The organism is Luteibacter aegosomatissinici, from assembly GCF_023078495.1.
GTDB lineage: Bacteria > Pseudomonadota > Gammaproteobacteria > Xanthomonadales > Rhodanobacteraceae > Luteibacter > Luteibacter aegosomatissinici.
The window spans coordinates 782,484-793,862 of the sequence record NZ_CP095742.1; the positions used below are offsets into that span (position 1 = coordinate 782,484).

The 11,379-nt window shown below is 66.3% G+C and carries 11 protein-coding genes; all 11 read left to right on the forward strand.

Annotated features, from left to right (window positions below):
• Positions 1-2 precede the first annotated feature (2 nt).
• The 11 genes from L2Y97_RS03445 to L2Y97_RS03495 are packed head-to-tail and all read left to right on the forward strand — an operon-like array spanning position 3 to position 11,378.
• Complete coding sequence (locus L2Y97_RS03445; RefSeq protein WP_247433006.1) at positions 3-926, forward strand: glycoside hydrolase family protein; 924 nt, start codon at positions 3-5, stop codon at positions 924-926.
• On the forward strand, positions 919-1,851 hold the full coding sequence (locus tag L2Y97_RS03450) for a GNAT family N-acetyltransferase (RefSeq protein ID WP_247433009.1): 933 nt from the start codon (positions 919-921) through the stop codon (positions 1,849-1,851). Before L2Y97_RS03445 ends, L2Y97_RS03450 begins: the two co-directional genes overlap by 8 nt.
• Positions 1,851-2,963 (forward strand): DegT/DnrJ/EryC1/StrS family aminotransferase, encoded by a 1,113-nt coding sequence (locus tag L2Y97_RS03455; protein WP_247433012.1) that lies wholly within the window; start codon positions 1,851-1,853, stop codon positions 2,961-2,963. Before L2Y97_RS03450 ends, L2Y97_RS03455 begins: the two co-directional genes overlap by 1 nt.
• Positions 2,960-4,216: an O-antigen translocase gene (locus L2Y97_RS03460; RefSeq protein ID WP_247433014.1), complete on the forward strand. Its 1,257-nt coding sequence runs from the start codon at positions 2,960-2,962 to the stop codon at positions 4,214-4,216. The genes L2Y97_RS03455 and L2Y97_RS03460 overlap by 4 nt, the downstream gene beginning before the upstream one ends.
• A complete protein-coding gene (locus tag L2Y97_RS03465) occupies positions 4,213-5,136 on the forward strand; it encodes a glycosyltransferase (protein ID WP_247433017.1) in 924 nt (307 codons plus the stop codon). The genes L2Y97_RS03460 and L2Y97_RS03465 overlap by 4 nt, the downstream gene beginning before the upstream one ends.
• Positions 5,133-6,266 (forward strand): hypothetical protein, encoded by a 1,134-nt coding sequence (locus L2Y97_RS03470; RefSeq protein WP_247433020.1) that lies wholly within the window; start codon positions 5,133-5,135, stop codon positions 6,264-6,266. Before L2Y97_RS03465 ends, L2Y97_RS03470 begins: the two co-directional genes overlap by 4 nt.
• A gap of 12 nt (positions 6,267-6,278) precedes the next feature.
• Entirely contained in the window at positions 6,279-7,178 is a 900-nt protein-coding gene (locus tag L2Y97_RS03475; RefSeq protein ID WP_247433022.1) for a Wzz/FepE/Etk N-terminal domain-containing protein, read from the forward strand.
• Positions 7,138-7,974 (forward strand): class I SAM-dependent methyltransferase, encoded by an 837-nt coding sequence (locus L2Y97_RS03480; RefSeq protein ID WP_247433025.1) that lies wholly within the window; start codon positions 7,138-7,140, stop codon positions 7,972-7,974. The genes L2Y97_RS03475 and L2Y97_RS03480 overlap by 41 nt, the downstream gene beginning before the upstream one ends.
• Positions 7,971-9,161, forward strand: a complete 1,191-nt coding sequence (locus L2Y97_RS03485) for an amidohydrolase family protein (protein WP_247433028.1) — start codon at positions 7,971-7,973, stop codon at positions 9,159-9,161. Before L2Y97_RS03480 ends, L2Y97_RS03485 begins: the two co-directional genes overlap by 4 nt.
• Positions 9,161-9,862 carry a class I SAM-dependent methyltransferase gene (locus tag L2Y97_RS03490; protein WP_247433031.1) on the forward strand — a complete coding sequence of 234 codons (702 nt, stop codon included), beginning with the start codon at positions 9,161-9,163 and terminating at the stop codon, positions 9,860-9,862. The genes L2Y97_RS03485 and L2Y97_RS03490 overlap by 1 nt, the downstream gene beginning before the upstream one ends.
• Before the next feature lie 10 nt (positions 9,863-9,872).
• On the forward strand, positions 9,873-11,378 hold the full coding sequence (locus tag L2Y97_RS03495) for a B12-binding domain-containing radical SAM protein (protein WP_247433034.1): 1,506 nt from the start codon (positions 9,873-9,875) through the stop codon (positions 11,376-11,378).
• Position 11,379 lies beyond the last annotated feature (1 nt).

The window sequence follows — 11,379 nt, forward strand, 5'->3', positions numbered from 1 at the left end:
GTATGACGGCATGGACCAAACGCGGGTTGGTGTTCGATACGCTTCGCCAGGGCGTCGGCGGCTGGATGCGTCATTCCGCGCTCACGCCCACGCCGTGGCGGCGCAATGACGGCACGATCCGCGTCTACGCGAGCTTTCGCGATGACGAAGGCATCGGCCGGATCGGCTATGTGGACATGGACGCCGAGCGGCCGGGGGAGGTGGTGCGCGTGAGCGCACGGCCGGTGCTCGATGTCGGGCGTGGCGGTTGTTTCGATGACAACGGGATGATCCTTGGCGACCTGGTCGAAGCGCCGGGCGGCCTGCACCTGTTTTACGTGGGGTTCCAGCGTGTGGCGCGTGCCAAGTTCCTGGCATTCACCGGGCTTGCCCTTTCCACCGACGGTGGCGACACGTTTGCGCGGGTGCAGGAAACGCCGGTGCTCGATCGTGGCCCGGGGCGGAGCAGCATCGCGGCGATTCATTCGGCCAGGTACGAGGGTGGCCGCTGGCGGCTTTGGTATGCCGCGGGCGATGGCTGGGAAATGATCGGCGGCCAGCCGTTTCCCCGGTACCACATTCGCTACCGGGAAACGGATGACCTGCATGGCCAGCCCGCGCGCGACGAGGTGTGCCTGCTGCCGCAGGGCCAGGAATACCGTATCGGCCGACCGCGTGTTTACCGTGACGGCGACGGCTACCTGATGTACTTCACGCGTGGCGATACCAAAGGCGGTTATTTCCCCGGCTGCGCCACGAGTGCGGACGGCATCCATTGGGAGCGGCACGACGAGCGGTTCGGGCTGGCGCTTTCCGAGCGTGGCTGGGATTCCCGCACGATCTGCTATCCGGCGTTGCTCGATGATGGCGAGCGCACACTCATGTTCTACAACGGCAACGACATGGGCGTGGATGGCTTTGGCCTCGCGGAGGCGTACCGTGCTTAGCGTCCGGCCCTATACACCGGCTGACGCGCCGCGCTGGGACGCCGTGGTGGCCCAGTCGCGCAACGGTACGTTCCTGCACAGCCGTGCCTATATGGACTACCACGCGGACCGTTTCACCGATGCCTCCCTTGTGCTTGAGAACGACGGCGAGGTGGTGGCCGTGCTGGCCGCCAATCGCGACGGTGACACGGTGTGCAGCCACGCTGGCCTGACTTATGGTGGGTTGGTGGCGCTGCGTTCATTGCGCGCGGAAGGCACGCTCGAGGCGTTCGGGCGGATCGGCGAGCATTACCGTCGTGACGGCGTCCGCCGCTTCATCTACAAGCCTGTGCCGCACGTGTTCCACACGTGGCCGGCAGAGGAAGACCTCTACGCGCTGCACCGCCTCGGCGCATCGCTGACCCGGCGTGACCTTTCGTCGGTGCTGGCGCTTGGCGATGCGCCGGCCATGAACACGATGCGTCGCCGTGCCGTGGCAAAGGCGCGTGCGGCCGGTGTTGTCACGCGTATCGGCACCGACATGGCGCCGTTCCACGCCATGCTGGCCGATGTGTTGCGCCGTCACGACGCCGTACCGACGCATAGCCTGGCGGAACTGGACCTGCTGCGCTCACGCTTCCCCGGGCAGATCGTGCTGCACGAAGCACACCGCGGTGATGAGCTGCTGGCGGGCGTGGTGATTTATGACTTCGGGCATACCGTGCACAGCCAGTACCTCGCCGCATCCGCGGCAGGCCGCGATGGCGGCGCCTTGAGTTTCCTGCTGGCCGAGCTGGTGGGCGGCGTGTACGCGCAACGCCCGCGCTTCAGCTTCGGCATATCGACGGAAGACGAGGGCAAGGTACTCAACGCTGGCCTGGTCGCGCAGAAGGAATCCTTTGGCGCCAGGGCGGTGGTGCATGACCGCTACGAGTGGGTGTTGTGATGGACGTGCCTTTCCTGAGCCTGCGTGAAGTCAACCGTCGCGACGCGGACGCGTTGAAGGCCGCCGCCGCGCGGGTCATCGATGCGGGGTGGTACATCCTCGGCGAGGAACTCGCGGCGTTCGAGCGGGAATTCGCCGCGTACTGTGGGGTCCGGCATGCCGTCGGCTGTGGCAACGGGCTGGACGCGCTGTCGCTGGTGTTGCGCGCCTGGCGCGAGATGGGTGAGCTGGTGGAAGGCGACGAAGTGATCGTGCCGGCCAACACCTTCATTGCCAGCTTCCTCGCCATCACGGAAAACGGTTTGCGCCCGGTGCCCGTGGACCCCGACCCGCACACCTTCAACATCGATCCCGCCCGGGTGGAGGCGGCGATTGGTCCGCGCACGCGCGTGATCATGCCGGTGCACCTCTACGGACAACTGGCGGACATGACCGCGCTGGCGGACATCGCCGGCCGCCGTGGCTTGCTGTTGCTCGAGGACGCTGCGCAGGCACACGGCGCGGTAAGCCGCGGCACCCGTGCAGGCGCGTTTGGCCATGCGGCAGCTTTCAGCTTCTTTCCCACCAAGAACCTGGGCGCGTTGGGCGATGGCGGCGCGGTCGTGACCGATGATGACCAGTTGGCGGCATACGTGGCTGCCTTACGCAACTACGGTTCGGAGGTGAAGTACGACCATCCCATGCGCGGCATCAACTCGCGCCTGGACGACATGCAGGCGGCGATGTTGCGGGTGAAGCTCGGTCACGTCGATGCGGATACCACCCGCCGGCGTGCCATTGCGACCCGGTACCGCGATGGTATCCGCCACCCGGGGATCATCCTGCCGGAGGTCGTGCGTGAAGAGGCGCACGCGTGGCACCTGTTTGTCGTGCGCTGCAGCTGGCGCGATGCGCTGCAACGCCACTTGCACGCGCTCGGCATCCAAAGCCAGATCCACTATCCGGTGCCGCCGCACCGTCAGGCCGCCTACGCCGACCTGGCCCACCTGCACCTGCCGGTGACGGATCAACTGGCGGGTGACGTGTTGAGCCTCCCGTTGAGCCCGGTGCTCACCGATGCGCAGGTCGCCCATGTGATCGCCGCCTGCCGCGCGTTCGCGGAGGCCGCATGAACATCGTACGCGCGGGCGCCTGGTCGGCCATCGGCACCGCGGCCCGGCTGGGCGCTGCGCTGGTGCTGGTCAAGCTCGTGGCGTGGCTGGCCGGGCCCGTCGGTGTCGGCAAGCTGGGCCAGTTCATGAGCCTGATGTCGCTGCTTGCGGTGCTGGCCGGTGGCGGGATCAGTGCCGGGATCGTGAAGTACGTCGCCGAGTACCGTGATGACCCGGAGCGGTTATCGCGTCTGCTGGCATCGGCCCTGGGTTACGCCATGGCCGCCTCGTGCACGATGGCTTGCGCAGCGCTGTTGTTCGCGCGCCCGCTGGCAGCGTGGCTGTTGGGTGATCCGTCGTACGGTAGCCTGATCCGCGTGCTGGCCGTCGCCCAGCTTGGGATCGCCCTGGTGAACTACGTGCTGGCGGTGATCAATGGCTTCATGGATGTGCGCCGGCTAGCGCTCGTGCAGGTGCTTGGTTCGCTGCTCAGCGTGGCGCTCGCGCTGTGCCTGGCACGCTGGCTCGCGCTTTATGGCGCGTTGCTCGCGGTGGTGCTGGGCCAGCTGTTCTGGTTGCTGGTCGGCTTGCCGGCGTGGTGGCGCAGCCCCTATTTCCAGCGCGGCATGCTGCGCATGCGCTTCGATCCCGAGATGACCCGGCGGCTGGCAATGTTCTCCCTTATGAGCCTCTCGTCGGCCCTGCTGCCGCCGCTGGTCAACATTGCCGTGCGTGACCACCTTGCCGGTGCCTATGGCTGGGAGCAGGTCGGGTACTGGCAGGCGGTCACCCGGGTATCCGATGCGTACCTGCTGTTCTTCACCACGGCGATCAATATTTACTATCTGCCCAAGCTCGCCTCGACGCAGGACCGCGCGGCGCTCGCGGCGGAGCTACAGGGGGCGGCACGTATCCTTCTGCCCGCAGTGGCAGCGAGCGCCGCATTGATATACGTGCTGCGCGACTGGGTGACCCGGCTGCTGTTCAGTACGGACTTTGCACCTGCGAACGACCTTTACGCGGCGCAACTGCTGGGCGATGTCGTGAAGATCGCCGCGTTCGTACTCTCGTACATGACGCTGGCCAAGGCGATGACCCGCCTGTTCGTTATCTCGGAGTGCGTCTTCGCCGCCAGCTACCTGGTGCTCGTGTACCTGTGCACGGCGCGCCTTGGCTTGCCGGGGGCGATGGTTGCCTTCGCCCTCAACTACGTTGCCTACCTGCTGTTCAACCTGGTGGTGGTGCGCCGTTACCTGGGGAGGCTGCCTGCATGAGCACGTTGCCGCTCGTCTCCATCCTCATCCCGGCGTACAACCACGAAGACTTTGTGGAACGTTGCCTGGATAGCGTGCTGGAAGACCCGTACCCTGCCAAGGAGATCGTGATCATCGACGATGGCTCCACCGACAAGACCAGTGAGCGGATCCAGGCCTGGATCGCACGGCACGGCCACGAGGTGACCATCGAATTCGCCCAGCGCGCAAACAAAGGCATTACCGCGACGCTCAATGAACTTGCCGCCCGTGCGCATGGCGAGTTTTACCGTTTGGGTGCGAGCGATGACTACCTGTTGCCGGGTGGCCTGGAAGCACAGGTCCGGTATCTGTCGAGGCATCCCCGCAAGGGGGCCGTGATCGGTGACTCCGTCGTGGTGGACCGCGAGGGGCGGCAATTGCACGCCAGCGGGATGAGGGACCTGCATGGCGCTGACAAGCGCCTGTATGCGACGGACCAGGGTATCCGCCGTGCGGTGATCACGCGCTGGGCCATTGGTGGCCCCGTCGCGCTGCTCCGGCGTAGCGCGCTGGAAACGGTGGCGCGCTGGACGGAAGGGTTGCGCATCGACGACTGGGATCTGTTCCTGCGGCTCGCAGCGAGCGATGCGCTGGGCTTTATCGATACCCCGGTGTGCGCTTATCGCTTGCACGGTGCCAACCTGAGCAAGACCCGCCATCGGGCTACGCGCATCGTGAACCTGGAAGAGTCACGCGAGGTAGCCATCCGCCGGCTGGGCCTGTTCGACGAGCCATGCCGAACCTTGCTGCGCGCACAGATCCATTACATCGGCGCGAAGGTGGCTTTTCTCCAGGGCAAGCCCGGTCGGGTCGCACTGCGCCTCGGCTGTTATGCCTTGCTGCGCGGCTGGGCGGCCGTGCGGCCCACGGCGGTGCACCCGCGCCCGGAGGAAGCATGAGGGCCCTGTTGCGCATGCCATCCACGTATATCGCGTGGCCGTTACTGCTGGCCTGCGCGGTGACTGGGTCGATCTTTGACCTGCCCGAAGGCTATGGGCCCGGGGTGGTGCTGTTGGTGCTGGGTGCGGTGTGCCTCATCGTCTGCGATGCCATCGGCCACGATCGCCTCCCCGCATGGCAGGCGCTGCGTGAGCGCGACTACGCGCACACCCGCGATGGATTCCTTGGCCTGGCGTTTGCCGGCGGTGTGCTATTTTTTTGCGCACTGGACCTCGCGCTGTTCCCCGTGGCGCTGATCCACGATCCGTCGATGTACGCGACCATGGAGGGCGGCCACGAACATATCCGCCGCATTTCCGATCTGTGCTGGATCCTGCCCGTGATCGGCATGCTCTGCACGCACAACCGGCCGGTACGTTACGCGCTGGTCGCCTGCGGCCTGTTGTTCCCCGTGCTGGTGGTTGACCGCAACCGCATCTTTGCGGGCGTGGTGGCGCTCGCGCTGGTGATGATCTTTCGCCGTGACCCGGCCAGGCCTTTGCCGTGGCGGGGCGTGGCACTGCTGGGCGTCATTGGGGTGACGGCGTTTTCGTTGCTGGGCATGCTGCGCTCGGGCTCCGTGGCGACAGTGGCGTTGCCGTTCGGCGATGTCTACAAGGCGGCACCCGCCGGCATCCAGTGGCTGCTGCTGTACATCAGCGCCGGGCCGTACAACTTTGCCTCCATGGTGGCAAAGGGCTACCACAACCCCGATTTCCTCATGAACCAGCTCGTGCCGCTGCAGGGGTCCATCGCGACCATGGGCACCGATATCCCCCTCGACGCCTCCAACGTGAACGTCGGGACGGAGTTCCTGCCGTTCCTGCTCGCCTGGGGGCCGCTGGGCGCCATGGCGGCCCTGTTGGCGTTGTACCTGCTGATGCGCTGGAGCGTGCGCCGGATCGCCGCGTCGCGCTCGCTGTTCGCGTTGCTTGTTTTCCTGCGCATGGCCTATGTCTGCCTCATGGCGCCATTCGCGCCGCAGGCGTTTATCTGGATGAACTTCGGCTTCATCGGGTTGTGCCTGGTGTTGCAACTCGTGGCGGCATGGCTGCCGAGTCGCCGGTTCCCCTTTTCCTTCTCCCATTGATGGCGGCATAGCATGCAAAACGACGAGGTCTACCTGATCGATATGTGGCGGCTACTGCGCCGGCAGCGCTGGTGGTTCATCGGCGTGTTCACGATCGTGCTTGCCCTGGTGGTCGGTTACCTGGCCACCGCGAAGCGGCAGTGGGAAGTGGATGCGTGGATCCAGATCGGCCAGGTGGGCTCGGCGCCCACCGGTCAGGATCCCAAGGTGGAGTCGCTCCTGCGTGTCATGGAACGCATGAAGACGGACGCCTTCAAGGATGAAGTACTCACCGCTATCGGCCTGCCGTTGAAAGGGCCAGAGGCCAGGTTGTACCGGTCGAGCATGAAGTTCGATCCACAGCCCTACGCCAACCTGCTGCACGTAACGGTGCGGGCCTACTCGCCCAGTGATGCCCGCCAGCTCGCGCTCGCCACGGTGACGCATCTGCAGGCGATCCACCAGGCGATTGGCGCGGCGTTGTTCGCGGGTGCGCACCAGCGCCTGGCCGAGATCGATGGCGAGCTGAAGGCCGCCCTGGCCGATCGCGAGCGCCTGCGTACGGAATTGTCCGGCGCGCACGGCGAGGGCGCGCTCGCGAGTTTCTCGCTGGCCGGTACCGATGAGGGGATCCGCGATCTGCAGCAGGCACGTAACGAGATCAGCACGCGCCTGGCCAGGAACTACACGTATGAGACCTCCATGCCGTGGCCTGTCCACGTGTCCGATTTCCCCGTGGCACCGATGATCCCGCTGGTGGGCGGCCTGGGCGTGCTCGGGGGCCTGTTCCTCGGCGTGCTGGCGGCTATCGCCGCCGATGCGCGGCGCCGTTCAACCCCGGAGCCCAAGGTCGGCACTCACTGGGCAGGTAACCGGCACGGCGGAGAACACGATGAGTACGAGGCACGACCTGGCAACGCCGACGCCGCTTGATATCCGCCTGCGCGAGACGCAGGAGGCGTTCGATAGCGTGGCGGCCGACTACGACGGTCCGCGTGGTAACAATGAACTGATCCAGCGCATGCGCCACACCCTGTGGGCCACCGTGCGCCAGGAACTTCCTGCCGGTTCGCGCCTGCTCGACCTGGGTTGCGGGACCGGCATCGACGCCGTGGAGTTCGCGCGCAGCCGCTTCCATGTCACCGCCAGCGACTGGTCGCCGCGGATGGTGGAACGCGCACGTGACCGCGCCGAGGCGGCGGGCGTGACCGAGCGCTTGAACGCCGTGCATGTTGGCGTGCAGGAGCTCGACAAGCTCGAAGGTGAGTTCGATGGCATTTACTCGAACTTCGGTCCCCTGAACTGCGCGCCTGACCTGGCACAGGTCGCGGCACAATGCGCGCGGCTGGTTCGCCCGGGCGGCACGCTTGTGTTCTCGGTGATCGGCCGGGTGTGCCCGTGGGAAGTGGGCCACTACGCGGCACGCGGGCGATTCCGCCGTGCGCTCGTGCGCGGCTCGCGTGGCGTGACGCCGGTGGGCATGAACCGCCATACCATCTGGACGTATTACTACTTTCCCCGCGAGTTCTACCAGGCCTTCGCGGCGCATTTCGCCCTGAGCCGCTACCGCGCGCTGAGCCTGTTCCTGCCCCCGCCGTACATGGTGGAGCGCACGCGCCGCCGGCCCGCGTTCTACGAACGGCTGGGCCGGATGGATGACCGCCTGGGCGGCTTGCCGCTGTTGCGTGACATGGGCGACCACTTCCTGATCGTGATGCACCGCCGTTGAGCGCGCGGCATGCCACGGGTGCGGTATTGCGTGGTGCACTATCCGTCACCGCGCAGGGGGTATCGCGACACGCACCAGCGCTCTCGGGCGCGCATTTCGCCGCGCGTCCACCGCGCCGCGCGGTGGAGATCGACCTGCGCGGGCACATCGTGGTGCCCGGCCTGATCAACGGCCATGAGCACCTGCAGGTGAACTGCGTACCACCGCTCCCGGGGGGCACGGTCTTCCCCAACAGTTATGCATGGATCGACGCATTCCAGGCCCATTTCGAGGCGCCCGCGGTGAAAGCCGCGCTCGCCGTGCCGAAAGCCGTACGGCTCCGCCATGGCGCGCTGAAGAACCTGCTTGCCGGGACCACGTGCGTGGTGCACCACGATCCATGGCATGACGCGCTGGACGCGGTGGATTTCCCCGTGAGCCTGTTGCGCGGTCATGGCTGGAGCTATGCGCTGGGTGGCCCGTCGTACGGCCCGCCGGTACGCGAAAGCTATGCCGCTACGCCATCCGATCGACCGTGGATCATCCATCTTGCCGAAGGCAGTGATACCACCGCGCGCGGTGAGCTGGACGCGTTGGAGGCCCTCGGGTGTTTCGCGGCGAACAGCGTGCTGGTGCACGGCGTGGGGCTCGGTGAGGAGGGCATGGCCCGGGTCGTGGCACGCGGTGCCGCGGTGGTGTGGTGCCCGGCGAGCAATCGCAACCTGCTTGGCACCACGCTCGATCCACGGGTGCTGGTCGCTGCGGGGCGCCTCGCGCTCGGCAGCGATTCACGGCTCTCCGGTGCGCGCGACCTGCTCGATGAGATGTGCGGTATCCGCGAGCGCGACGAGCTCCCGGCACCTGCCTTGCTCGGTACCGTCACGACGGATGCGGCGCGCATCTTTGGCCTGCCGTCGCACGGTTCCCTCGCTGAAGGCGCGTGCGCCAACTTCATGGTGATTGCTACTCGGGGTGGTGCTGACGCTTCCGCGCTGGACGGCATTCGCCGCGCCGATTTGCGCGCCGTCGTCCACGAGGGACGCCCGTGTATCGCGGACCCGGACTTCGCCCATTGGTTTGACGCGGCCGGCATCGATACGGTGCCCGTCACCCTGGATGGCCGGCCGAAACTGGTGGATGCGCGGCTGGCCGATCCCGAGGTCATGGCGTTGGAGCCCGGCTTCGAGCGCGCGGGGAGGATGCACTGATGTTCGCCGCGCCTGTGCTCGACCCCGCACCCGCTTATGCCTTGTGGGCCGCCTCGTATCCGGCGCATGCGCACAACCCGCTGATGCAGGCGGAAGAGCGGGCCATGCTTGCCCTCATGCCTACGCGGTTGGATGGACTGCACGTGGTGGATGCCGGCTGCGGTAGTGGCCGTTACCTGCGCCATGCCATGCAACGGGGCGCGATGACGCTGGTTGGCGTGGATCTTTCCGCCCCCATGCTCACGCGGGCCGCTGCGTTGTTCGACGATGCGCCCCCGGGTGCACGTATGGCGCTGGCCCAAGGGGACCTGGCGGCGTTGCCGTTACCAGAGGGCAGCGCCGACCTTCTGTTATGCGGCCTTGCCGTGGGCCATGTGGTCGATCTGGCGAGCGTGCTGTACGAGTTCGCCCGGGTGTCCCGCCCGGGGGCCACGTTGGTCATCAGCGATTTCCACCCGGTGGGCGCGGCGTTGGGCTGGCAGCGGAATTTCCAGGCGGGCGGGCAACGTTATGCCGTGCGCCACACCACTCACTACTACAGCCACTGGCACGCCGCATGCCTGCGCGCCGGCCTGGTCATCGATGCGGTGGCCGAGCCGATGCTCGATCCGGCCGATATCCCGGCCGGCGCACGCTTCGATCCGGTGGCACTCGATGTTCCGGTGGCGCTCGTGATGCGCCTGCGCCGCCTTGCGACCTGACAAAGCTCCCATGCCCCACACCCTACTGGTCAACCCGACGATTACCTCCCGCCAGGGCGCGCGGTTTCCGCTGGCGTTGCTGAACCTCTCGGCGGCGCTCGATCGCCATGGCGAAAGCACGATCGTTGACGGAAATGTCGATCGCGACGTGGTCGATGCGACGCTGCGCGCCATCGCACAACATCCCGTGGACGCGGTCGGCATCAGCGTCATGGGCGGCCCGCAGATGGCGCCCTCCATCGCGGTATCGAAAGCGGTCCGCGAGCATCACCCGCACCTGCCGATCATCTGGGGTGGCTATTTCCCCACGCTCTATACCGATACGGCGCTATCCGCCCCTTACGTGGATTACGCGGTACGCGGGCAGGGCGAAGAGACCATGCCGGATCTGATCGCCGCGTTGACCCGGCCCGGCCGCGATGTGTCGCGCATCGCCGGCATGTCGTGGAAAGACGGCGATGGCCACGTCGTGCATAACCCGAACCGCAAGTTCCACCTTGATGACCCTGGCATCGTGCTGCCGTACGAGAAGCTGGGCGATCCCCGCCGGTATCTGGCGCGTACGTTCCTCGGTCGGCGTACGGCCGCGCACCAGGCGGCGATCGGCTGCCGCTTCCGCTGCACGTTCTGCGGCGTGGCGGCCATGTTCGGCGGCACCACGCAGTTGCCGGCGGCCGCACGGCTCGAACGTGACCTTTCGTACCTGAAGTACGAGCTCGGTGCGGACTCCATCCAGTATTTCGACCACAACTTCTTCGACCGCGAAGAGGACATGGTGCCGTTGCTGGAAGTGATGGCGAAGATGGAACTGCCGTGGTGGTGCTATGCCCGTTCCGATGCGCTGCTGAAACTCTCCGAGAGCAGCTGGAAGCTCGTGCGCAAGAGCCGGCTCAAAATGGCCTATATCGGTGCGGAATCGCCGAGCGGTGCGATGCTGAAGGAGATCCGCAAGGGCACGCGGCCGGACCAGACCCTCGAAGTGGCGGAGCTTTGCCGCCGGCACGGGGTGATTCCGGAACTTTCGTTCATGGTCGCGCCGCCGGAGAACACCGAGGAAGAAACCGAGCATACGTTCGAGTTCATCCGCGAGCTGAAGCGGATCAATCCGGCCTCGGAAATCATCGTGTACATCTACACGCCGTTGCCGGAGAGCAGCAAGCACGAGAAGGATCGTGGCAAGCGCGCCTCGATGCCCTTGCTGGATCTGCACGGTGAACCGATGGTGTTTCCGTCCTCGCCGGAGGAATGGACCGAAAAGCGTTGGGTGGATTACGCCTGCCACGCCGATGCACCGTGGCTTACCGATGACCTGCGCCGGCATATCCAGGATTTCGTCACCGTGCTGCGCTGCCGGTTCCCCACGGTGCAGGACATGCGTTCGCCGTCGTGGGCCAAGCGCAGCCTGAGTGCATTGGCTGCATGGCGCTACCACCGCCGCCGTTACGACAAGCCGTGGGAACTGAACCTCGCCAACCGGCTGGTGAAGTTGCGCCTGCCGCAGGTCTCCGGCATCTAGG

Bases quoted from the DNA above. Each gene is read 5' to 3' on its own strand.
- L2Y97_RS03460 (WP_247433014.1), top strand. From the start codon at position 2,960: ATGAACATCGTACGCGCGGGCGCCTGGTCGGCCATCGGCACCGCGGCC.
- L2Y97_RS03455 (WP_247433012.1), top strand. From the start codon at position 1,851: ATGGACGTGCCTTTCCTGAGCCTGCGTGAAGTCAACCGTCGCGACGCG.
- L2Y97_RS03475 (WP_247433022.1), top strand. From the start codon at position 6,279: ATGCAAAACGACGAGGTCTACCTGATCGATATGTGGCGGCTACTGCGC.
- L2Y97_RS03465 (WP_247433017.1), top strand. From the start codon at position 4,213: ATGAGCACGTTGCCGCTCGTCTCCATCCTCATCCCGGCGTACAACCAC.
- L2Y97_RS03490 (WP_247433031.1), top strand. From the start codon at position 9,161: ATGTTCGCCGCGCCTGTGCTCGACCCCGCACCCGCTTATGCCTTGTGG.
- L2Y97_RS03480 (WP_247433025.1), top strand. From the start codon at position 7,138: ATGAGTACGAGGCACGACCTGGCAACGCCGACGCCGCTTGATATCCGC.
- L2Y97_RS03470 (WP_247433020.1), top strand. From the start codon at position 5,133: ATGAGGGCCCTGTTGCGCATGCCATCCACGTATATCGCGTGGCCGTTA.
- L2Y97_RS03495 (WP_247433034.1), top strand. From the start codon at position 9,873: ATGCCCCACACCCTACTGGTCAACCCGACGATTACCTCCCGCCAGGGC.
- L2Y97_RS03445 (WP_247433006.1), top strand. From the start codon at position 3: ATGACGGCATGGACCAAACGCGGGTTGGTGTTCGATACGCTTCGCCAG.